The 22,592-nt window shown below is 61.2% G+C and carries 21 protein-coding genes and 1 tRNA gene; 13 read left to right on the top strand and 9 right to left on the bottom strand.

The genetic code is table 11. From position 1 onward, the window contains the following. Positions 1 to 9 precede the first annotated feature (9 nt). The gene (locus tag ACT54B_RS01215; RefSeq protein ID WP_476042244.1) at positions 10 to 1,032 is read right to left on the bottom strand and encodes a polysaccharide deacetylase family protein; all 1,023 of its coding nucleotides are present in this window, start codon (positions 1,030 to 1,032) and stop codon (positions 10 to 12) included. 170 nt (positions 1,033 to 1,202) lie between these two features. Between ACT54B_RS01215 and ACT54B_RS01210 the strand changes: the two genes are divergently transcribed. Then, complete coding sequence (locus ACT54B_RS01210; RefSeq protein WP_476042243.1) at positions 1,203 to 2,330, top strand: ATP-dependent DNA helicase; 1,128 nt, start codon at positions 1,203 to 1,205, stop codon at positions 2,328 to 2,330. A 65-nt stretch (positions 2,331 to 2,395) separates the two neighbouring features. Here the strand turns inward: ACT54B_RS01210 and ACT54B_RS01205 are convergent, their stop codons facing one another. Further along, positions 2,396 to 3,082, bottom strand: coding sequence for a MerR family transcriptional regulator (locus ACT54B_RS01205; RefSeq protein ID WP_476042241.1), 687 nt, complete (start codon positions 3,080 to 3,082; stop codon positions 2,396 to 2,398). Between the two features lie 408 nt (positions 3,083 to 3,490). Between ACT54B_RS01205 and ACT54B_RS01200 the strand changes: the two genes are divergently transcribed. Continuing rightward, a complete protein-coding gene (locus ACT54B_RS01200; protein ID WP_476042239.1) occupies positions 3,491 to 4,243 on the top strand; it encodes a pyridoxine 5'-phosphate synthase in 753 nt (250 codons plus the stop codon). Positions 4,244 to 4,246: 3 nt separating this feature from the next. Here the strand turns inward: ACT54B_RS01200 and ACT54B_RS01195 are convergent, their stop codons facing one another. Both ACT54B_RS01195 and ACT54B_RS01190 read right to left on the bottom strand, forming a co-directional pair. Beyond that, positions 4,247 to 4,747: an L-2-amino-thiazoline-4-carboxylic acid hydrolase gene (locus ACT54B_RS01195; protein ID WP_476042237.1), complete on the bottom strand. Its 501-nt coding sequence runs from the start codon at positions 4,745 to 4,747 to the stop codon at positions 4,247 to 4,249. A 75-nt stretch (positions 4,748 to 4,822) separates the two neighbouring features. Then, complete coding sequence (locus ACT54B_RS01190; protein ID WP_476042235.1) at positions 4,823 to 5,548, bottom strand: aspartate/glutamate racemase family protein; 726 nt, start codon at positions 5,546 to 5,548, stop codon at positions 4,823 to 4,825. A gap of 151 nt (positions 5,549 to 5,699) precedes the next feature. On the opposite strand from ACT54B_RS01190, the gene ACT54B_RS01185 reads away from it, so the two are divergent. Further along, complete coding sequence (locus ACT54B_RS01185; RefSeq protein ID WP_476042234.1) at positions 5,700 to 6,164, top strand: Lrp/AsnC family transcriptional regulator; 465 nt, start codon at positions 5,700 to 5,702, stop codon at positions 6,162 to 6,164. Positions 6,165 to 6,169: 5 nt separating this feature from the next. On the opposite strand, the gene ACT54B_RS01180 is transcribed toward ACT54B_RS01185, so the two are convergent. The 3 genes from ACT54B_RS01180 to ACT54B_RS01170 all read right to left on the bottom strand — a co-directional run bounded on the left by ACT54B_RS01180 (position 6,170) and on the right by ACT54B_RS01170 (position 7,610). Then, positions 6,170 to 6,601 carry a potassium channel family protein gene (locus ACT54B_RS01180; RefSeq protein WP_476042232.1) on the bottom strand — a complete coding sequence of 144 codons (432 nt, stop codon included), beginning with the start codon at positions 6,599 to 6,601 and terminating at the stop codon, positions 6,170 to 6,172. Positions 6,602 to 6,802: 201 nt separating this feature from the next. Continuing rightward, positions 6,803 to 7,168 carry a DUF4087 domain-containing protein gene (locus tag ACT54B_RS01175; protein ID WP_476042230.1) on the bottom strand — a complete coding sequence of 122 codons (366 nt, stop codon included), beginning with the start codon at positions 7,166 to 7,168 and terminating at the stop codon, positions 6,803 to 6,805. A 13-nt stretch (positions 7,169 to 7,181) separates the two neighbouring features. Then, a complete protein-coding gene (locus tag ACT54B_RS01170; RefSeq protein WP_476042229.1) occupies positions 7,182 to 7,610 on the bottom strand; it encodes a hypothetical protein in 429 nt (142 codons plus the stop codon). 271 nt (positions 7,611 to 7,881) lie between these two features. Between ACT54B_RS01170 and ACT54B_RS01165 the strand changes: the two genes are divergently transcribed. Next, positions 7,882 to 8,517, top strand: a complete 636-nt coding sequence (locus ACT54B_RS01165; RefSeq protein ID WP_476042227.1) for a TetR/AcrR family transcriptional regulator — start codon at positions 7,882 to 7,884, stop codon at positions 8,515 to 8,517. Positions 8,518 to 8,604: 87 nt separating this feature from the next. Continuing rightward, the gene (gene ilvC / locus ACT54B_RS01160; RefSeq protein ID WP_476042225.1) at positions 8,605 to 9,624 is read left to right on the top strand and encodes a ketol-acid reductoisomerase; all 1,020 of its coding nucleotides are present in this window, start codon (positions 8,605 to 8,607) and stop codon (positions 9,622 to 9,624) included. Positions 9,625 to 10,189: 565 nt separating this feature from the next. Here the strand turns inward: ilvC and ACT54B_RS01155 are convergent. Next, entirely contained in the window at positions 10,190 to 10,810 is a 621-nt protein-coding gene (locus tag ACT54B_RS01155) for a hypothetical protein (RefSeq protein ID WP_476042223.1), read from the bottom strand. Positions 10,811 to 11,059: 249 nt separating this feature from the next. Here ACT54B_RS01155 and ACT54B_RS01150 point away from each other — a divergent pair, with 249 nt between their 5' ends. The 8 genes from ACT54B_RS01150 (at position 11,060) to ACT54B_RS01115 (ending at position 21,467) form a co-directional block, all read left to right on the top strand. After that, a complete protein-coding gene (locus tag ACT54B_RS01150) occupies positions 11,060 to 12,289 on the top strand; it encodes an aminotransferase-like domain-containing protein (RefSeq protein ID WP_476042222.1) in 1,230 nt (409 codons plus the stop codon). Between the two features lie 116 nt (positions 12,290 to 12,405). Then, positions 12,406 to 13,521 carry an endonuclease/exonuclease/phosphatase family protein gene (locus tag ACT54B_RS01145; RefSeq protein WP_476042220.1) on the top strand — a complete coding sequence of 372 codons (1,116 nt, stop codon included), beginning with the start codon at positions 12,406 to 12,408 and terminating at the stop codon, positions 13,519 to 13,521. Further along, entirely contained in the window at positions 13,521 to 14,261 is a 741-nt protein-coding gene (locus ACT54B_RS01140; RefSeq protein WP_476042218.1) for an NUDIX hydrolase, read from the top strand. Before ACT54B_RS01145 ends, ACT54B_RS01140 begins: the two co-directional genes overlap by 1 nt. Positions 14,262 to 14,330: 69 nt before the next feature. Beyond that, positions 14,331 to 15,242 carry a PhzF family phenazine biosynthesis protein gene (locus ACT54B_RS01135; protein WP_476042217.1) on the top strand — a complete coding sequence of 304 codons (912 nt, stop codon included), beginning with the start codon at positions 14,331 to 14,333 and terminating at the stop codon, positions 15,240 to 15,242. A 125-nt stretch (positions 15,243 to 15,367) separates the two neighbouring features. Next, positions 15,368 to 15,443: transfer RNA gene (locus ACT54B_RS01130), tRNA-Lys, on the top strand. Positions 15,444 to 15,695: 252 nt separating this feature from the next. Continuing rightward, positions 15,696 to 17,351 carry an EAL domain-containing protein gene (locus ACT54B_RS01125; RefSeq protein WP_476042215.1) on the top strand — a complete coding sequence of 552 codons (1,656 nt, stop codon included), beginning with the start codon at positions 15,696 to 15,698 and terminating at the stop codon, positions 17,349 to 17,351. A gap of 151 nt (positions 17,352 to 17,502) precedes the next feature. Then, on the top strand, positions 17,503 to 20,094 hold the full coding sequence (gene mprF / locus ACT54B_RS01120) for a bifunctional lysylphosphatidylglycerol flippase/synthetase MprF (RefSeq protein ID WP_476042213.1): 2,592 nt from the start codon (positions 17,503 to 17,505) through the stop codon (positions 20,092 to 20,094). Beyond that, a complete protein-coding gene (locus tag ACT54B_RS01115) occupies positions 20,091 to 21,467 on the top strand; it encodes a virulence factor family protein (RefSeq protein ID WP_476042211.1) in 1,377 nt (458 codons plus the stop codon). The genes mprF and ACT54B_RS01115 overlap by 4 nt, the downstream gene beginning before the upstream one ends. Positions 21,468 to 21,504: 37 nt before the next feature. Here ACT54B_RS01115 and ACT54B_RS01110 read toward each other — a convergent pair whose 3' ends face one another. Next, positions 21,505 to 22,545, bottom strand: coding sequence for a DUF4424 domain-containing protein (locus ACT54B_RS01110; protein WP_476042209.1), 1,041 nt, complete (start codon positions 22,543 to 22,545; stop codon positions 21,505 to 21,507). Positions 22,546 to 22,592 lie beyond the last annotated feature (47 nt).

The raw sequence follows: 22,592 nt of genomic DNA, 5'->3' as shown, positions 1-22,592 counted from the left end.
CGGTGACGCTCAACCCTTCAGGTGGAAAGGGATGCCGGAAATCAGTGCGCCGACGTAGCGGCGCTTCTGGTAAAGACCGTTCAGCGAAACGCGGTGAACCGCCATGGGACGTTTCATGGTTTCTGCCGTCAGCATGCCCGGGCGGGTGGTGACGGCAATGCCTATGCCCGCCTGCCGCGCGGCTTCGAATTCCCGCTCGCCGATGGCGCAGGCCGTGCCGTAGGGATAGGCGAACGCCTTGGCTTTCCGGCCTCCGTAATGGCTCGCCATCTGCATGGACTGGCCGATTTCCTCGGCAAGTTGGTGGGCCGGAATACGGGCCAGAACCGGGTGGGTAAGGGTATGGCCGCCGAAGCGGACCAGGGGATCGGCGGCGGCGAGCGCCTTCAGTTCCTCAGCACCCATCACCTCCCTGTTGATGATGCCGAAGGGATCGATCCCCACTTTTTCCGCCGCCCGATTGAGCCTCTGCGTGGCCGCCTCCTGATCGCCCCGGTTGACCTGCTGGCAAACCGCATCGAACAGTCTCACCCGTTGCGCATGGCTGCGCGTCGCGATGCGCTCGACGCCGTCGCACAGATCGATGTCGACTTCTTCGCCGTGGTTCAGCAGGGCAGCCAGTGTTTCCCACCACATGGATACCCGCCGCTCCACGAAACCCGGCGTGACGAAGATGGTGTAGGGAATGGCGAACTGCCGGAAGAGGGGGGCGGCGTGATCGCGATTGTTGCGATAGCCGTCATCGAGCGTAAAGGCCACGAAACGACGGTCGTCTCGCGGGTCGGCGAGCTTTTCCGGCAGATCCTCCAGCGCAACCGGTGTCAAACCCGCGGCAAGGCTTTCCTCGATGACAGCGCGGAGGAATTGCGGCGTCACTTCCAGATGACCGTTCGGCTCGAAGGGAAGCGGCGCGTGCGGCCGGACATGATGCAGGGTAAAGATCAGGCCGCGCCCTGCCGCCGATGGAAACAGCCTTGCAAGCCGGAGCCGGGCAATGGCTTCCAGCCCACCGATGATGGCGGCTTGTTTCAAGAGGTTCTTCAATCCTGCGACCCGATAACGATTTTGTGAGACAGTGACATTGAAAGTTGTAACAGGAAGTAAATAACACCCCTTCAATCCTTCAGCGCAAATCCCGCAAAAACGAGTACAAAACGGGAAAACCCCTTGCTTCGCTGTGGCGAATCCTGTCACGTCCCCCCATGCAATTTGCACCGCAACAAGATGATGCCCTCCAGGCCGTCGCCAAATGGCTCAAGGAGGGAAAGCAACCCGTGTTTCGCCTGTTCGGCTATGCCGGCACGGGCAAGACCACTCTTGCGCGCTATTTCGCCGAGCATGTGGATGGCGACGTGCTGTTTGCAGCTTTTACCGGCAAGGCCGCACAGGTCTTGCGGTCCCGGGGCGCGTCCAATGCCAAGACCATTCACTCGCTGATCTATCGCCCGCGCGGCGAGGAGGAGGTGGAAGATGAGGAAACCGGCAAAACCTCGATTGCCCCCATGTTCTCCATCAACCGGCAAAGTCCGGTCGCAAAGGCCGCTCTGATCGTCATCGACGAATGCTCGATGGTGGACGAGCAGTTGGGCCGTGACCTGATGAGTTTCGGCACGCCCATTCTGGTGCTGGGGGATCCGGGGCAGCTGCCACCCGTAACGGGGGGCGGTTTCTTTACCAATCAGGAACCGGATTTTCTTCTGACCGAAATTCACCGCCAGGCGCGCGACAATCCGATCATCCAGATCGCCATGGATGTCCGCGAGGGCAAGGAACTGATGTATGGCGATTACGGCACCGTGCAGATCATCGGGCGATCCGACGTCAACCAGGACATCGTTCTTGCGGCCGATCAGGTTCTGGTCGGCACCAACAAGACGCGCCGACGCTATAATCAGCGGTTGCGGCAGCTGAAGGGCTTTGCCACCGAATATCCCCAATCGGGCGACAAGCTGGTCTGTCTGCGCAACGATCCCGCCAAAGGCCTTCTCAACGGATCGCTCTGGCAGGTCATGAGTTCGTCCAAGGAAACCATCAAGCCGGGCATCAACCTGATGATCCGCCCCGAAGACGACGATATGGATCGCGGCGCGGCGAAGATAAAACTCCTGAAGGCCGCCTTCGAAGACAGCGAAACGGAAATCCCGTGGACGACCCGCAAGCGCTATGACGAGTTCGATTACGGCTACGCGCTGACCGTTCACAAGGCGCAGGGTTCGCAATGGAACAATGTCGTTCTGTTCGACGAGAGCTGGGCCTTTCGCGACACGCGCGAGCGCTGGCTCTATACGGCCATCACCCGCGCCGCCCGCGACCTGACCATCGTTCGCTGAACGCCGGATCTCGCCATCCGAAGAGGGAAAGGAGGGGAGGGTCCGCCAGCTCCCCAATCTCTCAACTATTTGATGATGCCGAGAAGCACGGCCTTGGCCACCGCCTGGAAGCGGTTATGGGCATTGAATTTCTGGATGATCGCATTTTCCAGAGCCTGAGCTTCCCGCAGGTCCATTGCCATGGATCTGGCCAGCTTCACTGGGCTTAGTCCCTCGGCCATCAGCTCCAGGCACTGGAGTTCCTGTTCCGTCAGCGAGCCGTCGCGGTCGTTGTCGTTGCCCGCCCCGTGTTCTTCCGTCGCCCGGTCGATCAGGTGGGTGAGCTGCTGCATCTGACGATGCACGGTGGACAGGCTCGCGATCAGCTCGCGCTTGCGGACCATCAGCGCTTCCAGGAACAGGCCATCCGCTTCCTCCTGGCTTTCTGCCTCTTCCAGCTCCTTCATCATGTCCTGAATGGTGGCGATCGGCATGCCGACCTCGCGGGCAAGCGTGACAATCGCCATCCGATGCACCTGCTCGGCGTCATAGACGCGCATCAATCCGATGCGGCCTGCCTTGATCAGGTGTTTTTCCTCGTAGAAGTGGAGCGTCCGATGGGTTACGCCAAAGGCGTTCGCCATGTCGGCTATGGCCACTGGTCCGGCCGGAAGGCCGTCCGGAAGCCGGACATCCGGAAGAAAACGGATCTTACCGGGTTGCGGGGCGATCTGCGCACCGCGATCATCCAAACGCGCAAGATAATCTTTCATGCTTATACCTCCAATCGCACGGCTTTTGGCCGGCCATGCGGGTATCGAAATGGTTCCGAAGCCTGGGGGCGGGGCGAGGGAACCGCCAGATACGTTTGTGTGGCTCTGGGCAGCCCGGTCAAGAAACAACTGTCTCGTTTCATCTGAGATACGCTTGCACCGATTAACTATATAGTAAACGCAAAATGACTCTTGGTAAGTCTCAATTATAATCCCCTTTTATTCGTCACCGGTGTTCGCCCGCTTGACAGGCGGATACGACGTCCGGGGCCAGGAAAACGAGCAGGATCAACGGCATTGATGAAATTATTCCGCAAAGGCGTTGGCTTTGGGCGCGGCCTTCGCTTACAACGGCTGCATTGCTCGAACCGCCTGCGAGGATGACCTCGCCGCTTCTGGATGATGCCGATGCCTGCCAAGCTTTCCGTGAACCTCAATGCCATCGCCATGCTTCGCAATCGCCGGGATCTGCCCTGGCCGAGCGTGACGGGTCTGGGGCGGATTGCGCTCCAGGCGGGTGCTGCCGGGCTCACGGTGCATCCCCGGCCTGACCAGCGCCATATCCGCTTCTCCGACCTTCCGGAGATCCGCGCCCTGATCGACGACGAATTTCCGCAGGCGGAGTTCAACATCGAAGGCTACCCCACCGAAGATTTCCTGGCGCTCTGCGAGCGGGCCCAGCCGGAACAGGTGACACTGGTGCCGGATGACCCGTCTCAGGCGACGTCCGATCACGGGTGGAATTTCCGGGAGAACCTTTCCTTTCTTCAGAAGGTGGTCGGACGCCTGAAAGCGGGCGGCATGCGGGTATCGCTTTTCGCCGATGGCGACGGCGACGCACAAGCCGTGTCTTTTGCCAGGGAAACGGGTGCCGACCGCATCGAGCTTTATACCGGGCCCTATGGGGGGTGCTTCGATCATCCCGAAAAGGCCACCGCCGAGCTGGCCCGTCTCGGGGCAACGGCCGATGCGGCCCATGCGCTCGGACTCGGCGTGAATGCCGGTCATGACCTGACGGTAGCCAACATGCCTGCCCTTGCGGCGCGGTTGCCCTATCTTGCGGAAGTCTCCATCGGTCACGGCCTTACGGCCGATGCGCTGGAATATGGCATGGCGGAAACCGTTCGCCGGTTCCGCCGCGCCTGCGGGCAGACCGTCTGACCTCTACTCTTCGAGCCTGTATTCGAAGTTGCAGCATTCGTCGCCTTGCATCAGGGTTTTGGTGCGGGACAGCTTGATGCGCGGATCGTAACCCGTGCAGAACACGCCGTCGCGATTGCAGGAGAGGAGATGGCCGATTTCGCCGAGCCCCATCTCCCGATAGGTCTCGGCATAGCGACAGCGCTTGACGGTGTAGTGGAATTCGGTGTCCGTCGCCTTCACCACGTCGATGACGAGCGCATCGTCCTGCGTCCACAGATCCTGCAACTCCTGGAAGGTGCGAAGATTGGTGCCGCCGGGCGTGCGGGCGGCGAAATCGGCCCCGGCCTTGATCGCCGCCTTGCGAACCGCCGTATCGATGATGGTCCGGGCCTGTTCCTCGCCCAGGGCGGCCACCATCTCCTCGTAGATCGGCTTGATGATGCCTGCCTCGATCCGGCGGCGGGCGAGTATGCCGATCTCGCCATCCAGCGCGGCGCGCGACGAGGGTGCCTTGTCAGTCATGCTCGAATGTCCTCCGGCTGTGTAGCAATCCGGAGGCATTCATAACGCGGCAATTGCCGGTGAGGGAAGCCTGGTTCAGGCGGCCTGACTATCGGCCTTTGTCACCGGCTGGTGACCAAGGGCGAAATCCACCGCAGCACGGGCATGGATGGCGGTCGAATCGTAGCCGGGAAGCGGCAGCCGGTCGGGATCCAGAAGCAGGCAGATTTCCGTGCAGCCAAGGATCACGCTGTCAGCGCCTTCGGCGCGGGCCTTCTCGATGATCTCAATCATCCGCTGCCGCGACAGATCGCGGACATGACCGGCGCAGAGCTCGTCGAAAATGACGGAATGGGTGACGGCGCGGTCGTCGCTGTCGGGAACAAGGATGTCAACGCCCAGTGACTTCATGCGCTCCGCATAGAAGCCGTGCTCCATCGTATATCGGGTGGCGAGGAGGAGAGGGCGCTTGCGGCCGGCAGCCTTAAGCGTGGCGGCGGTTTCATCGATGATATGAATCAGCGGAACCGATACGCGGCGTGCCACTGCATCTGCGACGAGATGCATGGTGTTGGTGCAGATGAGCACACAGGAGGCACCGGCCCGCTCAAGGCCTGCTGCGGCATCGCCGAGGCGCCGTGCCGCATCGTCCCAGCGACCTGCCTTCTGCATGGTGACGATGTCCTCGAAATTGACCGAATGCATCAGCACTTCCGCCGAGGACAGGCCACCGAGCCGTTCCCGCACGGCTTCGTTGACCAGCCGGTAATAGACCGCCGAGCTTTCGAAACTCATTCCGCCGATCAGGCCGATCATCTTCATGCCGCATATCCTCCGTGTGCGTCTGCGTGGACCAGTGCGCTTATCATGCAGCGTATCCCGAACAAAGTCTTTGCAAAATTCGTGGTTCCTCGCGTAAGATACGCCGACAATTTGCGCGTTTCGCGCTCATCAGGCAATTGGGAGGCGCGCGATGCTCGACGAACGCGACCGAAAGATTCTTGCCTCCTTGCAGCAGGACGGCAGTCTGCCCGTCAGCCTTCTGGCGGAGGAAGTGGCGCTATCCGTGTCAGCCTGCTCCCGCCGCATCCAGCGGCTGGAGGAGGAAGGCTATATCGAACGACGCATTGCGGTTCTGAACCGTCCCTTGATGGGGTTGCCGACGACGGTCTTCGCCCTGATCAAGACGGCGCATCATGCCGACGACTGGATCGAGCGGTTCAAGCGGGTGATTGGCGAGATTCCCGAAATCGTGGAGGCGCACCGGCTGACCGGCAGCTATGATTACATCCTGAAGCTCGTTCTGCCTTCGGTCGAGCATTATGACGTCATCTACAAGCAGATCGTGCGGCGGATCGAGTTGTTCGACGTATCCGCCTCCATCTCGATGGAGCGGATGAAGGAAGGAATGGCGCTCCCGACCAGCTATGCGCGCTAGGTGGCTCAGAAATGTTCGCCGGATCGGAACGGCCCGAAGCGGACCCCCGCAGCCACGAGATAAGCGGTAGACCAGCCGATCAGCAGAAATCCGTTCACGCCTTCCATCGCCGCCAGCAGGCGCCATTCATGAGCCGGGACGACGTCGCCATAACCCACCGTCGAGAAGGTAATGGTGGAGAAATAAAGGGCGGTTTCGAAGTTGTGGGTGACGCCGACGACCAGATAGAAGGCAGCCCAGAGCCAGACTTCAACCGAAAGCACGCAAAGCAGGCCCAGCACCACGCTGTTCATGGCCAGCACCCGGCTGCGGTGGCCGTGCAGGCGGAAATGGGCGGTGAGCCAGCCAATCGCGCGGCTGACCATGATCAATCCAAATGTATGGATAAAGACCGTTGCGGTGATGACGATGGTGCCGATCAGAAGATTGACGAACATCCGGCAGTGCCCTGTTGTTGTGCTTCGGACGGTGGCGAAGCAATCGATCCTTGCGTGAGCTGCAGAAAATACAGATAGGCCGGAACCCGTCCATTCAACAATAGCCGACAATTTTGGCAACCGGACCCATTTGGCCTGGCCTAAAACGTGAAACGCCCGGCAGAAGCCGGGCGTTGCCTGAATGCGGGTTGAAAGGGGATCTTATTCCGGCTTCGGCAGCTTCTTGTCCTTGCTGCACTGGGAAATCTTCTTCTGCTTGAAGCTGTATACTGCGGTGATGCGCTTTTCTGCCGGATCGGTTTCCACCTTCATGCAGCCGCAGGCGTAACCGTAATTTCCGTTATTCGCCACATAATCGCCCGCCGAGATGTCGCCGATATTTTCCATGCCGAGGGCTTCCTTTTCGGATCCCTGTTCGGAGAGAACCCACTCGGCCTCCGCATCGGCCAGATACCAGTTGCCGGGCGTCGGGTTCAGTACCCAGCCGCAACGGTTTTCCGGCGCGGCAAGGGCAGATGTGGCCCCGAAGCCGATCATTGCCGCCAGAGCGAAGCGCATCATCTTCATGCAGTCAGTCCTTTCAGTTGTTCACCGAGATCAGGGCCCAATGGGCCTCGTTGCAGGTGCTGTCGTCGCAGATGAGGTTCATCCACGCCGCGCCATTGCCCATGCCGACGCCGTCGCTGTTCACGATGAGGTCGGAATATTGCATGCTTTTCATCGCCTTGCGCACGGAGGGAGAGGCGACCTCGTCGATGCGCTCGGCCAGTTCGTCGGCATCTGCAATCTCGCCATCGGAGGTGCGGAGCGGGAATTCGGTGAATTCGGCCAGCGCAGCCGCATCCCGGTCGATCAGGGCATTGCGGACGCTCAACATCGGTTCGTCCAGGTCGTCGGCAAAACCCAGTACCTGCTCGATACGATCATGCACTTCCATGTCGTCGGCAAGGGCGGGGGCGGCGGCAAAAAGGGTGGCGAGGGCAAGGGCGGCGGTGCGCAGGGCGTTCATGGTCAATCCTCATCTGTTCCCGAATTCGGCAACGGCTCAATAGCACGCTGCGCTTCGTTCTTCGCCCTGCAATCGCTAGAAAAATCTGCCTGAACCATAAATGAACCGAACGGTCGCGGCATGACCATTTTTGGGTCGATCGACCGGGCCCGAGGGCGGGCGAAAAACTTTTCGAAAGGGCCGCGGAAATCGCTTGACCTCGTCCGGGTGACGGCGCATAAACGCATGAACCGTACCGTACGGTACTTAATTCGTCCGACGCGAGCCCGTGATGACCGGTGACACACGCAGACAGCCCGAGTTTTCGCCCCGCCAGAGCGCGGTGCTGGAAGAGGCATTGCGCCTGCTGGTGGAAGGGGGCGAGAAGGCCCTGACGACGGCGGGGGTCGCCCGGGCTGCCAATTGCTCGAAGGAAAGCCTCTACAAGTGGTTTGGCGACCGCGACGGACTGTTGTCCGCGATGATTGCCTATCAGGCCAGCAAGGTGCGCACGCTGGAAACCGAAGGGGAGCGGCTTTCCGCCACAAGCCTCCGCGAGAGGCTGGAAACCTTCGCGCGGGATCTGCTAGAGGTCCTCGCCGGCGATGTGTCGCTTGCCCTCAACCGCCTGGCCATCGGCCAGGTCAGCCGGGAAAGCGCGCGTCTGGGAGAACTCTTGCGCGAGCGCGGCCGTCGGCAGATCGACCGGCGGGCGAGGGCGCTTCTCGATGCCGGACAGCGGGCAGGCCTGCTGTTCCTGGGCGATGCGGAGGAGGCCTATCGCACGCTTTACGGACTGATCGTCAGCGATCTGCATGTGCGGATGCTGCTGGGCGAGCCGCCGGTGAAGGATGCAGCCCGACGGGCCGAGAAGGCGGTTGCCGCCTTCCTCAAGCTCTACGGCACGGAAAAGGTTTTGGCGGGCTGAGCCCGCCGGGAAGAAATACCGCCGGGAGGCCCAAGGGGAGCCTGGCGTTAAGCAACAACAGACAAGCCAAGGGAAGGACATAGTCACATGCGCGTCTATTATGATCGTGATGCCGATCTCAACCTGATTAAATCGAAGAACGTCGTTATCGTGGGTTACGGCTCGCAGGGCCGGGCCCACGCGCTGAACCTCAAGGATTCCGGCGCCCAGAACGTCGCCATCGCACTGAAGGCCGGTTCGCCGACCGTCAAGAAGGCCGAAGCCGACGGCTTCAAGGTCATGACCGTTGCCGAAGCCGCAAAGTGGGGCGACCTGCTGATGATGGCAACCCCGGACGAGCTGCAGGCCGACATCTACAAGGCCGATATCGCCGCCAACATCCGTGACGGCGCTGCCATTGCCTTCGCACACGGCCTGAACATCCATTTCGGCCTGATCGAGCCGAAGTCCACCGTCGACGTCGTGATGATCGCGCCGAAGGGCCCGGGCCACACGGTTCGCGGCGAATACCAGAAGGGCGGCGGCGTGCCCTGCCTCGTAGCCGTTCACCAGAACGCTTCCGGCAATGCTCTCGAGCTCGCGCTCTCCTACGCCTGCGGCGTGGGCGGCGGCCGTTCGGGCATCATCGAAACCAACTTCAAGGAAGAGTGCGAAACCGACCTCTTCGGCGAACAGGTCGTTCTCTGCGGCGGTCTCGTCGAGCTGATCCGCGCCGGTTTCGAAACCCTGGTCGAAGCCGGTTATGCACCGGAAATGGCCTACTTCGAGTGCCTGCACGAAGTGAAGCTGATCGTCGACCTGATCTATGAAGGCGGTATCGCCAACATGAACTACTCGATCTCCAACACGGCCGAGTGGGGCGAATACGTCACCGGTCCGCGCATCATCACTGCCGAAACCAAGGCTGAAATGAAGCGCGTGCTCGCCGACATCCAGAACGGCAAGTTCACCTCCGAGTGGATGCAGGAATGGAAGGCCGGCGCAGCCCGCTTCAAGGCCATCCGCCGCAACAACGACTCGCACCAGATCGAAGAAGTCGGTGCAAAGCTGCGCGGCATGATGCCCTGGATCGGCAAGAACAAGCTGGTCGACAAGGCTCGCAACTAATCGGCGGCTTGCCGATCCCGGCCATCTGGTTTGCAGGGCTAGCGCCTTGCGGGGATCGGCAAGAACAAGCTGGTTGACGAGGCTCGCAACTCATCGGCGGCTTGCCGATCCCGGCCATCTGGTCTGCAAGGCTAGCGCCTTGCGGGGATCGGCAAGAACAAGCTGGTCGACAAGGCTCGCAACTCATCGGCGGCTTGCCGATCCCGGCCATCTGGTTTGCAGGGCTAGCGCCTTGCGGGGATCGGCAAGAACAAGCTGGTCGACAAGGCTCGCAACTCATCGGCGGCTTGCCGATCCCGGCCATCTGGTCTGCAAGGCTAGCGCCTTGCGGGGATCGGCAAGAACAAGCTGGTTGACGAGGCTCGCAACTCATCGGCGGCTTGCCGATCCCGGCCATCTGGTTTGCAAGGCTAGCGCCTTGCGAGGATCGGCAAGAACAAGCTGGTCGACAAGGCTCGCAACTCATCAGCGGCTTGCAGCTCTCTGCAGGAGTCGCGAAAGACAGGACGACAAAAGCCCGGGGCGCGCAGCGCTCCGGGCTTTTTCTTGGTGGTCGGTGCCTGGCTTATGGCTGTTCGTAAAATGCCTGCGGGAAGGGCCTTGGTGTCCGTTCGCCTTCCGGGCTTTCCATGACCAGCAGGACCGCCGCCTGCGTGCTGCGTTGATCGGATGTGTTCAGCAGCGTATCGATGATCCGCCCTGCCGCATTCCGGTCATTGCGCTCCTGCACCTGCGACAGCTCCGCCTGTCTCTGGGCTTCGATTGCCTCATACTCCTGCTGCAGGCGGATGTGCTCGGCCGCGAAACGCTCCATGGCGCTCAGCGCAGGAATTGTCGTTTGCCCCCAGGAGCCTTCTCCGAATTCCGTCGTTACCGTGAACTCCTCGGGAGAAAACAGGGAGCGGTTTTCAATGATCGTGTTGACGACGGCGTTGTGGCGACTGTTTGCGGCTGAAATTTTGTCCAGCCTCTCGCCAAGAACCAGCAATTCCTTTTGATAGAAATGGTCAAAGTCCCGCCGCACCTTTGCATCGGACGCGAATGTGGTGGCGAGTGCCTGCTTGCCGCCCTCCATCGTGGTCTGAAAGGTTTCCGCGCCGATGAAGTCCACGGGGCTGCCTGCCGGCTCCCTGCGAAGCAGCAAATCGAAGGCAAAGCGCTGGGAAGAGGAAAGAGAGGGGATCACGGGATTTGTCTCGCTTCAGTCCTGGCAACAGAGATGGGCACATCTTATGATTGTGAATCTTTGAGAAGTAGTGGTTAACGAACCGAGATCAGAAATTGCACCCGCCGGGCATGGAGCGCCTGTTGATGGAGGCAGGCTCGCTATCAAAAAAATTGGTTCTTCGCGCTTCTAAAAATAGGTCAGTAATGTTGACTTATTGTCTTGGGCTGTCAAACTTCTTCGATCTGTTGAAGGGGGAGATCAGCGCCGATGCTGGATTGGGAATCGATATTCGCCACGCGCGCCACGCGGATGAAAGCCTCTGAAATCCGGGAGCTTCTGAAACTTCTGGAGCGGCCGGACATTATTTCCTTTGCGGGTGGCATTCCCGATCCGTCGCTCTTTCCTGCGGAACAGGTCAGTGCTGCTTACGCAAAAATTCTGGGTGGCACGGGTGCGGCGACCGCCTTGCAATATTCGGTGAGTGAAGGCTACCGGCCCCTGCGCGAATGGCTGGTCACGCAGATGGCGGAGATCGGGGTGTCCTGTGACGTCGAGAACATCCTGATCGTCTCCGGGTCACAGCAGGGGCTCGATTATCTCGGCAAGATCTTCCTCTCGCCGGGCGATACGGCGCTCGTCACCTGGCCCGCCTATCTCGGTGCGCTGCAGGCTTTCAATGCCTATGAGCCGGCCTATGACCGGTTGACACCGATGGGCAACCGGACGGCTGACAGCTATCGCACGCAGGCGGCAGCCGTGCGCGACGGCGGGCGGGTGAAGTTTGCCTATGTGACCGCAGATTTTTCCAATCCGACCGGCGAAACCATGAGCCGTCTCGCCCGCGAGCAATTGCTCGATCTCGCGGGTGAACTCGACATCGCCGTGATCGAGGACGCGGCCTATCAGGCCCTGCGTTACGATGGCGAACCGGTTCCGTCTATCCTCGCGCTCGATATAGCCCGCAATGGCGGCGACATCGAAAAGACCCGCACGATCTATAGCGGCAGCTTTTCCAAGACGCTCGCTCCCGGCCTTCGCATCGGCTACCTGGTGGCCGCCAAGCCGCTTATCCGTAAGCTCGTGCTGGTCAAGCAGGCGGCGGATCTGCATTCCTCCACCCTCAACCAGATGGCGATTGCTGAAGCGGCTCCCGACATGTTCCGGGCGCAGGTGGAGCGGGTGCGCGACACCTATCGCGAGCGGCGGGATCTGTTGCTCGCGGCGCTTGAGCGACACATGCCGGACGGGGTTCGCTGGACAAAGCCGGAAGGCGGAATGTTCGTCTGGGTCGATCTGCCCGAGGGCATGGATGGCGCCGCCCTGCTTGCCCGCTCGCTGGAAACGGAAAAGGTCGCCTTCGTGCCGGGGCAGGCCTTTCATCCCGATGGGTCAGGGTCCAACACGCTTCGTCTCAGCTTCTCCTGCGCCAGCCCCGGCATGATCGAGGAGGGGATGGCCCGTCTGGGGCGGCTCATCCGGTCCTCCCTGCCGGGCTGACGGGCAGGGGGCTGCCGTCTCCGACCAATGCCGGGACACTCTGTTGCGGTTGACTATTGTTCTTCCGCATTTTCTTCGTATCGATAGGGATCGACCGAGCGGAGCGAATCGAGCCCATGACCTTCAGACTGGCGACTTTCAACGTCGAGAACCTGCTGACGCGGTTCGATTTTTCCGGATTTCGCAACGAGCTCCGGCAGGATCGCACCCTGCGATTGCTGGATGTCCGCAACGAGGCCGTCTACCGGGAGATGGAAGTGGCGCGCGTGGTTTCCGCGACGGATGATACGCGCCAGCAGACGGCGCTCGCCATTGCCGACACGTTCTCCGACATGATCTGCCTGCAGGAGGTGGAAAGTCTGGATGCGCTTTCCGCCTTCGAGACCAACTACCTCTACCGCATGGTGGGCGACGGCTATCAGCACAAGTATCTGATCGAAGGCAATGACAGCCGCGGGATCGATGTTGCCGTGATGATGCGCGACCGGACCGCCACGGGCGACCCGATCGAATTCGTCAGCATTCGCAGCCACGCCCCCCTGACCTATGAGGAGGCCGGGCTCTATGCGCCGGAACTGGGGCCGCTCGAGAAACCGGACAGCCGGATTTTTCGCCGTGACTGTCTGGAAATCGATATTCGCGTGGGCGGCAAGCCGTTGACCGTCTATGTGGTGCATTTCAAGTCCAAGGGCGGAACGCGCGGGCTGCCGGACGGCGCGCCGGGCAGCGATCCCACCTATCCCGTGCGCCGGGCTGAGGCGGCGGCGGTGCGCGGCATCATCGAGCGCCGGTTCGGGGCCGATGGATACCGTCAGGCCCGCTTCGCGATCTGTGGAGACATGAACGATTTCATGGAGCAGGTGACCGTGACGGGGGACCGGAGAAACGGTTACGCCTTCACCCCGGAACAGGTGCCGGGCTCGGCCCTGACGGTGCTCTCTGCCGGCGGTTTTGCAGAAAATGTGGTTCAGCGTCGGCCCGCGCTGGATCGGTGGACCCATTATCATGCACGGGGACCGGAAGACCGGCATCTTTGCCAGCTCGACTACATATGGCTGTCACCTTCCCTTGCCAGTCTCAATCATGGCCGGCTGCCGGACATTGTGCGCAATGGCCAGCCGCATCGCACCGTTTTTCCGCCCGGCCAGACTGTCGAGCGTTATCCCCGGATCGGTTGGGACCGGCCGAAAGCGTCCGATCACTGCCCGGTCGTCATGGAAATGGAACTTTGATGGACGCCCATAGCCCGGACATTTTCGCCACAGGCTTTCCGGAGGACGGACGGCTGTTTCCCGTTCGGACGGCACGCATCCGCGTGGCGCCGGAACCCCATCCGGTCTATCTCGCCCGTCGGGCGGAGATCGAGGCCAACTGGGAACGGGAGGTGCAGGGCAATCCCCACCTCTACAACGGTTCGCTGATCCTGTTGCGTCGCATGTCCCTGGTCGGTGACAGTATAGAGGCCACCGGTCACGAAGTGCCCTATGCCACCCATCTGTGGTGGCGAAGGCAACCGGACCGCATGGGCGCATTCCACGCTTTTTCCTGGGCTGTGCCGATCTCCAGCGACGGTGCCCTGATCGCCATCCGCATGGGACCCTCCACGGCCAATCCGGGGCTCGTCTACTGCGCGGCCGGATCGCTGGAACCGGAAGATGTGGCAGAAGGAGAGGTGGATCTCGAAGCCAATATGCGCCGCGAGGTTCGGGAGGAGACGGGCCTTGATCTTTCTGTCGCGCGGGCGGACGACGGAGCCTTCGCCGCGCTGCGCAACAACACCCTGATGATGTGCCGCCTCTACCGATTCCCATGGACGGCGCAGGACATCATCGAGCGGGTGCGGGCCCATATGGCAGCGGATCACGAACAGGAAATCGATGACGTGATTGCAATCCGCGATGCCAACCCGAATGCTTACCGCTATGGCGCTTTCATGCCGCCCCTGCTGGAGATGATCTTCGGCAAGGCCTGACGTTCAGCCCTTGCCAGCGCCGAACGGCTCGGGCAGGTTCGACCCGTCGAACAAACGGAGATTGCACCAGTGACTCGGGCCTATCGCATCTATGACGTCTTTACCGAACGGCGCCTGGAAGGAAATCCTCTTGCCGTGGTGTTCGACAGCGACGGCCTGAGCGATCAGGCGATGCAAGCGATTGCGCGGGAATTCAATCTCTCGGAAACGGTCTTCGTCCACAGGCCGGAAAATCCGATGCATACCGCTGCCCTGCGCATCTTCACCCCCGGCCGCGAGCTGCCTTTTGCGGGACATCCGACCGTGGGATCGGCGATTGCCATCGCGGAGCATGCCGGGGCAGCACCTGGCCTCGGCCTGGTTTCGGTGCTGGAGGAGAGGGTAGGCCCGGTTCGCTGTGCCGTTCGTCTGTCAGAGACGGGCGCAAGCTTTGCGGAATTCGACCTGCCGCGGCGCTCGGTCGAGCTGGGGGGCTCGCCTTCGCGTGACGGGCTGGCCGATGCGCTCGGAATCAAGAGCACCGAAATTGGCTTCGAAAACCATGTGCCCTCTCTGTGGAGCGCGGGCGTTCCCTTCCTGCTGGTGCCGGTGCATGATCTTGGCGTGGCCGAGCGCATCGAATTCGATACGCATCTTTGGGAAAAAGTGGCCCCTTTCGCCGATGGTCAGCTGGCCTCTGCCTATGTCTATTGCCGCGGCGGCGTTCATCACAATGCCCGTTTCCACGCGCGGATGTTTACCTCCGACATGGGAATCGCCGAAGACCCGGCAACCGGCGCGGCCGTCGCAGCCCTCTCCGGGGCCATTCACCGCTTCGACGCCCTGCCGGACGGCCATTCCGCAACGCTCATCGAGCAAGGCGTGGAGATGGGCCGTCCTTCCTATATCCACCTTCATATCGACGCCGCTCACGGCAAGGTGGAGAACGCCCGCATCGGCGGCCATGCCGTTTGTCTGTCCGAAGGAATTTTGCACCTATAATTATCTATTGAAAACAGTGGCTTGACAGAAAAAGTCAGGTTTCCGGCGATTTTTTTTCAATGGGGTGCTGGACAAGGAGAAATATCCTGTTTAGAAGCCCGGTCACGCCACGGCGACGGGCGGACGGGTGATTAGCTCAGTTGGTAGAGCAGCTGACTCTTAATCAGCGGGTCGTAGGTTCGAGCCCTACATCACCCACCATTATTTCCTGATTTTGTTGATGATAACAGCGCGCTGCCCCGGCTGCACGCATTGGCGTTCCGCGGCCGGAGAGGCCAGACGCCGCGCGATGGCCTTGTGTAAAGTTTGATCTATCGGCTTAGAGATGCCTTTATATCCTGTTGCTAAAATAATCGGGCAACAAGGATGAAAACTGTGTCTCATACTGCGTCAAAATATGGACGGGGGCTGAACAGCCTTCGGGTCCGCTTTACTTTGATGATTGCCATGTGCATGGCCGCCGGTTCTGCGCTGATCTTCGCCTGGGATCGACATTTTCTCAGCGAGGATACGGGCTCGCGGCCGTTGCTTGCCTTTGTGATCACGCTGGTGCTGGCGGCCATTGCCGGTACGATGACCTTTCTGATGACGGGCAAGCTCACGCGTCCCATCGAAAATCTCCGGTCCAGCACCCTCGCCATTGCCCGGGGCGATTACAACACTGCCGTCCAGGTGGAATGCAATTGCGAGGTGGGCGGTCTGGCGGACAGTTTCAAGGAAATGGTCAATCGCCTGAATGCGAATGTGTCGCGCATCCAGACGCTCGCCTATGAAGATGGCGTCACGGGACTGCCGAACCGGACAGTGCTGTTCGAGGCGCTCCAGAAAATGCATAGTTGCGGTGGTGCGCTGTTTTTCCTGGATCTGGACAATTTCAAGCAGATCAACGACCTTTTCGGGCACCAGGTGGGCGATCAGCTGTTGCGCGCCGCCGCGGTGCGGATCCAGGAGGTCGGCCTTTCCGTCCAGCCCTCCAATGTCAGCGATTGTCTGGTGCGCCTGGCCGGCGAGGGGCCGGTGGACGGCCATTGCCGGATGCTGTTTCGCTTTGCAGGCGACGAATTCGTCGCCCTGGTCGGCGGCCGCGCCAGCCGCGACGAGCTTGCTGTCTTGGCGCAGGGCATCGTGGATTGCCTTGCTGCGCCCTTCGTGATCGACGGCTTTTCGCTTTCTGTCGGTGGATCGCTCGGTGTTGCGGTTCTCAACGAGGATACGGATCAGCCGGAAGAACTGACCAAACTCGCCGATCTCGCCATGTATCAGGCCAAGGCCATGGGCAAGGGCAACTTCTGCTTCTTCGACAAGCGTATGCTGACCGCATCGATCGAACGGGCGCAGCTCGAGGCCGATCTGGTGCAGGCGTTCCAGCGCCATGAATTCTGCCTGCATTACCAGCCGAAATTTTCTGTCGATGACGGCATCTTTGCCGGGGTGGAGGCCCTGGTCCGATGGCAACATCCGGTGCGAGGGCTGATGTCGCCCGGACAATTCATCGGTCTGGCCGAAGAGAAGAAAATGCTGGAACTGCTTGGCTTCGAAGTTTTCCGGCTTGCGGCCGAACAGGCAAAGCAATGGCAACGCCGCGGGCTTCACTTTCCGATCTCCGTGAATGTCTGCCCGACCCAGTTTCTCGATCCACTGTTCAGCAGCCGGATCGCTGCCATCTGCGCCGACAATGCCATCGATCCGGGCTTCTTTACCCTGGAAATCACGGAAACGGCGGCCATGTCCGATGACGATCTCGTGCACGAGCAGCTCCGCGCGCTTCAGTCCATGGGCTTCCATATCTCCGTCGATGATTTCGGCGTGGGCTATTCCAATCTGTCCAAGCTTTACAAGCTGCCGTTCCGGGACCTCAAGCTCGACAAGTCGATGATTGATGACATCGCGACCGACATTGCGGCACGTCGGGTGCTGGAATACACAATCAGCATGGCCCACGGTCTCGGGCATCCCGTCATCGCAGAGGGCGTGGAGCGTGCGGAACAGCTCGTCGTGCTCTCGGAAATCGGTTGCGACTTCGTCCAGGGTTTTCTGCTCAGCCGGCCCGTTACACCCGAGTCGCTGGAGGGCTTTTTCCCGGAGGGCAGCCGTACCTACGCCGCGTGACGTGCCTCATGCAGAATAGTGACGCCCGGGGGCGGGCGGCGCTAAATTTCTCTCAAAGGTTGCGACATTATTTTGGCCAATTGCAGGAATGATTGTTGACGACTATCGTTCGGACACCGGGGGTGTACCGAGGGAATGTTCGGAGACACGCATGTCTGTTTCGCAACCCGGTCACGGCGATCCGCGGAAACTGGGCCTCTTCATCGAGAAATACAGAGCCTATCTTGCCGCTCTGGCCGTGATCGTCATTACCGGAATCATTGCCTATGCCCTTTACCGGTTCACGGAAGAGGTGCGGTATGAGGATGTCGTTGCCGCTTTTGCGGAAACCCCGATCACGGATATCCTGCTTGCCATCGGCTTCACGGCGCTGAGCTATGCAGCGCTGATCCGCTATGATGCCAACGCCATCGACTATATCGGCAAGGATCTCCCGGCCGGGCCCGTGGCGCTGACGGCCTTCATGTCCTATGCCATCGGGAACACGGTGGGGCTCGGTGCGCTGAGCGGAGGCGCCATTCGTTTTCGGGCCTATTCCCGCGTGGGGTTGCAACCGGATGAAATAGCCCGCGTCATTGCCTTCGTCACCCTGGCTTTCGGGTTGAGCCTGGCGGTCATCACGGCGCTGGCCGTGCTGGCGGTCGCGCCGCGCATTGCCGATATCGTCGGCGTTCAACCGCTGGTCCTGCGCATCGCGGCGATGGCGCTTCTGCTTGTCCCCGGGCTTCTTCTCTATCTCGGGCGCCATGGGCGCAGCGTGACGGTCTTCGGGGTAACGCTCCGTCTTCCGGACAGCAGGACGGCTTCGCGGCAGTTTCTGATTTCGGTTCTCGATATTGCCGCCTCCGCGAGCGCCCTCTATGTGCTTCTGCCCGAAACGCATGTGGGCTGGCCCACTTTTCTGGCCGTTTACGTGGCGGCTGTCGGGCTCGGTCTTCTCAGCCATGTTCCCGCAGGGCTGGGCGTGTTCGAAGCGGTGATGATGGCGGGGCTTGCCCATGCGATCAGCCTCGAACAATTGCTGGGCGCGCTGCTGCTCTACCGCGTCGTCTATTATGTCCTGCCGTTGATTGCGGCCGTTCTCATCCTGCTGGTGTCGGAAACGCGGCAGATGGCGGCGAGGCCCGCAGTCGGCGCTCTGGCCCAGGTGGCGGTCAAGCTTGCCCCGGCGCTCGTCTCCGCATTCGCGCTGCTGGTGGGCGCGCTTCTCATCTTTTCCAGCCTCGTTCCCACCGGGCCCGACAATCTGGATTATCTGGCGGCTTTTCTGCCTCTGCCGATTCTTGAAGGCGCCCATTTCATGTCCAGCATGCTGGGGCTGGCATTGGTGATCAGCGCGCGCGGCCTTGGCCAAAGACTGGATGGTGCCTGGTGGGTTGCGATGGGTGCGTCAGTGGCCGCCCTGGTCCTGACGCTTCCCACGGCGGCCGCCTGGCATCAGATGGCGATGCTGGCGGTTCTCATTCTTGCGCTGACACTCAACCGCACCGCCTTCGACCGTCCGGCCAATCTGTTCGGGCAAGCGCCGGGGCCGGCCTGGTTTGCGGGCATGGGCGTCATCCTCATGATGGCGCTGGTTATTCTGCTCTTCGTCTATCGCGACACGCAGTACACGCATGAACTCTGGTGGCAATTCGAATTTTCCAGCGAAGCGCCGCGCGGGTTGCGGGCCCTGCTGGGCGTGGCCATCGGCTCATCCGCGGTCGCGCTGATCAGCCTGCTCAGGCCGGCACAGATCCTGCCGGGTGCTGCCGAAGAAGCGCACATCGCCCGCGCCGTCGCCATTACCATGCGGCAGGACAATTCGGACGCCAATCTGGTGCGGATGCGGGACAAGCGCCTGTTGTTCTCCCAATCGGGATCGAGCTTCCTGATGTATGGCGTGTCGGGACGGTCGTGGATCGCCTTTTCCGATCCGGTGGGCGAGGCGCAGGAATTTTCCGAGCTGGTCTGGCGGTTTGTCGAAATGGCACGAAATGGCGGTGGCCGGGCCGCCTTCTATCAGGTGTCGCCGCAGCTTTTGTCGCCCTGTGTGGATGCCGGGTTGCGGGCATTCAAGCTCGGCGAATTGGCCATGGTGGATCTGGAATCCTTCGACCTCAAGGGAAGCCGGCTTTCCGGCTTGCGGCAATCCTATAACCGGGGCATCCGGGACGGGCTGACCTTCGAGATCGTCCCGCGCGAGGGGGTGGCGTCGATCATCGAGCCGCTGCGGCGGGTTTCGGATGCCTGGCTTGCCCATCACAATACCCGCGAAAAGACATTCTCCCTCGGCGCCTTCGAACCGGATTATATCGCCTCGCAGCCTGTCGCACTGGTGCGCCTCGACGGAGAGATCGTTGCTTTCGCCACATTGATGGTGACGGATACGCAGGCAGAAGCGACCATCGATCTCATGCGCTTCCTGCCCGAAGCGCCGAAGGCCACGATGGACTTTCTCTTTGCCAGCATTCTCGGCGGCTTGAGGGACAGGGGGTACCGACGCTTCAATCTGGGTATGGCCCCGCTTTCGGGGATGGCGCGCCGGGAGGTGGCGCCCGTTTGGGACCGCCTCGGCGGCGCGCTGTTCGAGCACGGGGAGCGGTTCTACAATTTCAAGGGCTTGCGAGCTTTCAAATCGAAATTCCATCCCCGGTGGGAGCCCCGCTATCTGGCCGTTTCGAATGGGACCGGGGCCGCAATGGCGCTGGTGGATGTGACCCTGCTCATCGGGGGCGGGGTGAAGGGAGTTATCTCGAAATGAGTGGTTTTGTCTCCTTGTCGCGGTCGGCCGCGGCCTTGCTTCTCGGCGCAACCCTGCTGGTCTCCGGGCCATCCCGCGCAGAAAGCCCCGCATTCGACACCGGCATGATCCCTCCGGGGCATGTCTACCTGCCGGACGGTGAACCGGTCGCCAATATTTTCCTGGTCTCCGACGCCGGAGGATGGGGCGATGCCGAAGAGCAGGAGGCCAAAACTCTTGCAGACAAGGGGGCAACGGTCGTCGGCATCGATTTCCCGGCCTATATGAAGGCGCTTGCTGCCGACAAGGGCGATTGCGTCTACATGATTTCCGATGTGGAGGCCCTGTCCCATCAGGTGCAGAAGGCAGCGGGCGCCACCCGCTACAATGCGCCGATCCTGGCCGGGGCAGGGGAAGGGGGCGCGCTGGTGCTGGCCATGATCGCCCAAAGCCCGCGCGCCACGGTGGGAGAGGCCATCGCCGTAGACCCGAAGGCAGGCATCCCCCTTCTCAAGCAGCTGTGCACGCCGGCGCAGAAAACCCGCACGGCAGACCGGATCGTCTACGGCCTGACCGAAGGGCCGCTTCCTGCGGCCGTGAGCGTCCTGCTGACCACAGCCGCCGACAAGGAGGGCAAGGGCCATGTGGAAGACCTGGCGAAAGCACACCCGGATATCCAGATCCGCGATGCGGCCGGGGCTGCCGGCGCGACCCTTGAGCAGGCCTTGGCCGACCGGGTGGACGCCGGCGGCGGCGAGGGCGATACGCTCGGCCTTCCCCTGACGCTGCTCGAGACCAAGCCGAGCCTGGATACGATGGCCGTGATCTATTCGGGCGATGGCGGCTGGCGCGACATCGACAGCGAGGTTGGCGACGCGCTGCAGCAGCGGGGCATTCCGGTCGTGGGCGTCGATTCGCTGCGCTACTTCTGGAGCCCGCGGGACCCTCAGGAAACGACCGACGATCTCGTCCGCATCATCGATACCTATTCCCGGCGTTGGAACGTGCGCCATGTCATCTTGATCGGCTATTCGTTCGGGGCGGATATCCTGCCCGGCAGCTTTGTGCGCTTGCCGGAAGACGTGAAGCCGCGCATTGACCAGATCACGCTGATGGCCCTGTCCCACCAGGCCGATTACGAAATCTCGGTCGAGGGCTGGCTGGGCGGCGGCGGCAAGGCAACGGCCGGGGATCCTGTCGATGAGATCGCCAAGATCGACCCGAAACTGATCCAGTGCATCTATGGCAAGGACGATGACGGCGATGCCTGCCCGACGCTCACGTCCAAAGGCATAGAGGTTGTCGGACTGGAGGGCGGTCACCATTTCGACGGCGATTATGCCGGTCTGGCGGACCGTATCATTGCGGGCCTGAAGAAGAGAAGCGCCCCCTAGGCGCTTCCCAAACGGAAGACGGGCCGGGGCCCGATCCTTATTGCCGCTGATCGCTTTTGTAGACGATCAGGATGTCGAGGTCGCGATCCGGAACAAAGTTTTCCTTGGTCATCTCGAATGTGGTGGGTCCGGTCTTGGTTACGCCGTCACCGCAGAAGCTCACCAGGGAATCCGGGTCTTCCTTGTCGACCGTCAGATGGAAATCGCCGATGGGGCCTTCCCAGTTGGCGCCTGTCACGAGGATGTAGGATAGCCAGCGCTCGAAGTAATAGATACCTTCGACGCCTTGCGTTTCCAGCACGCGATCCCCGACCATCTTCATGAACTTGTCGTTGATGCAGTATTTTTCGCGATACTTCTTCTCGTCGTAGTTCGGCTTTCCCTCTCCATCCATGAAGTTCAGGCCGGATATGCCGCCGACGCTGGGCTTGTAGGTGTGATGAACCTTCGTGGGGCCATCCGCGCGGAAGGTGGTCCGCCAGTAATAGGTGGTCCGGATTTTCCAGGCGGGAACGACGGGCGCTTCCTGTCCGTCATCGACCCCCTCGTAGTTTCTGACGACCAGACCGCGGACCTCCCAGTCGGCGCGGACATCTTCCGGCAGGTCCGCAATGGCGTCCACGCCCTGCTGGCCGATAGCGAAGACCGGGACACCCTGTTCTTCCAGATCGGCGGTCACGTCGATATTGTTGACGATGGCGCGCTGCTGAACGTCAGGCTTGATCGCCTTGCCGTCCTGCGACACGCGGAAATCCATGAAATTTTCGCTTTTCGGATCGGCAATGCCTTCCATGCCGTTATCGTAGCTCGATATGTCGGGCATCGGGAAGGCGACCAGCGTTTCCACGTCCTTGCCGGAGGTATTGCGAAACACGTAGTCCACGTTGACCTTCGACGGCGAAATGAACAGGTCTTCGCTTTCCATCTCGATGAACTGCGTCACGGCCAGCTGCAGACCGCCTGCGCCGAGGACCGCGACGGTGTCGTTTGCCTGCGCCGACGGAATGGCCGTGCCGAGCGTCAACAGGGCTGTGGAGGTGGCTAACAGGGATCGAGAAAGCGACCGAAGCTTAGACATCATGTCTTTCCTTTTGCGATGGCTGGTCTTGCGGAATAGGCAGGTTG

The organism is Gellertiella sp. DMC107 (assembly GCF_056313605.1).
This window is presented reverse-complemented; position numbering and strand designations above follow the sequence as displayed.

What these genes read in the sequence shown, in the direction of transcription:
- ACT54B_RS01110 (WP_476042209.1), bottom strand. Translation starts at nt 22,545, where the DNA reads ATGTCTAAGCTTCGGTCGCTTTCTCGATCCCTGTTAGCCACCTCCACA.
- ACT54B_RS01125 (WP_476042215.1), top strand. Translation starts at nt 15,696, where the DNA reads ATGGCCGCCGGTTCTGCGCTGATCTTCGCCTGGGATCGACATTTTCTC.
- ACT54B_RS01190 (WP_476042235.1), bottom strand. Translation starts at nt 5,548, where the DNA reads ATGAAGATGATCGGCCTGATCGGCGGAATGAGTTTCGAAAGCTCGGCG.
- mprF (WP_476042213.1), top strand. Translation starts at nt 17,503, where the DNA reads ATGTCTGTTTCGCAACCCGGTCACGGCGATCCGCGGAAACTGGGCCTC.
- ACT54B_RS01165 (WP_476042227.1), top strand. Translation starts at nt 7,882, where the DNA reads ATGACCGGTGACACACGCAGACAGCCCGAGTTTTCGCCCCGCCAGAGC.
- ACT54B_RS01150 (WP_476042222.1), top strand. Translation starts at nt 11,060, where the DNA reads ATGCTGGATTGGGAATCGATATTCGCCACGCGCGCCACGCGGATGAAA.
- ilvC (WP_476042225.1), top strand. Translation starts at nt 8,605, where the DNA reads ATGCGCGTCTATTATGATCGTGATGCCGATCTCAACCTGATTAAATCG.
- ACT54B_RS01140 (WP_476042218.1), top strand. Translation starts at nt 13,521, where the DNA reads ATGGACGCCCATAGCCCGGACATTTTCGCCACAGGCTTTCCGGAGGAC.
- ACT54B_RS01185 (WP_476042234.1), top strand. Translation starts at nt 5,700, where the DNA reads ATGCTCGACGAACGCGACCGAAAGATTCTTGCCTCCTTGCAGCAGGAC.
- ACT54B_RS01205 (WP_476042241.1), bottom strand. Translation starts at nt 3,082, where the DNA reads ATGAAAGATTATCTTGCGCGTTTGGATGATCGCGGTGCGCAGATCGCC.
- ACT54B_RS01170 (WP_476042229.1), bottom strand. Translation starts at nt 7,610, where the DNA reads ATGAACGCCCTGCGCACCGCCGCCCTTGCCCTCGCCACCCTTTTTGCC.
- ACT54B_RS01115 (WP_476042211.1), top strand. Translation starts at nt 20,091, where the DNA reads ATGAGTGGTTTTGTCTCCTTGTCGCGGTCGGCCGCGGCCTTGCTTCTC.
- ACT54B_RS01200 (WP_476042239.1), top strand. Translation starts at nt 3,491, where the DNA reads ATGCCTGCCAAGCTTTCCGTGAACCTCAATGCCATCGCCATGCTTCGC.
- ACT54B_RS01180 (WP_476042232.1), bottom strand. Translation starts at nt 6,601, where the DNA reads ATGTTCGTCAATCTTCTGATCGGCACCATCGTCATCACCGCAACGGTC.
- ACT54B_RS01145 (WP_476042220.1), top strand. Translation starts at nt 12,406, where the DNA reads ATGACCTTCAGACTGGCGACTTTCAACGTCGAGAACCTGCTGACGCGG.
- ACT54B_RS01210 (WP_476042243.1), top strand. Translation starts at nt 1,203, where the DNA reads ATGCAATTTGCACCGCAACAAGATGATGCCCTCCAGGCCGTCGCCAAA.
- ACT54B_RS01195 (WP_476042237.1), bottom strand. Translation starts at nt 4,747, where the DNA reads ATGACTGACAAGGCACCCTCGTCGCGCGCCGCGCTGGATGGCGAGATC.
- ACT54B_RS01175 (WP_476042230.1), bottom strand. Translation starts at nt 7,168, where the DNA reads ATGAAGATGATGCGCTTCGCTCTGGCGGCAATGATCGGCTTCGGGGCC.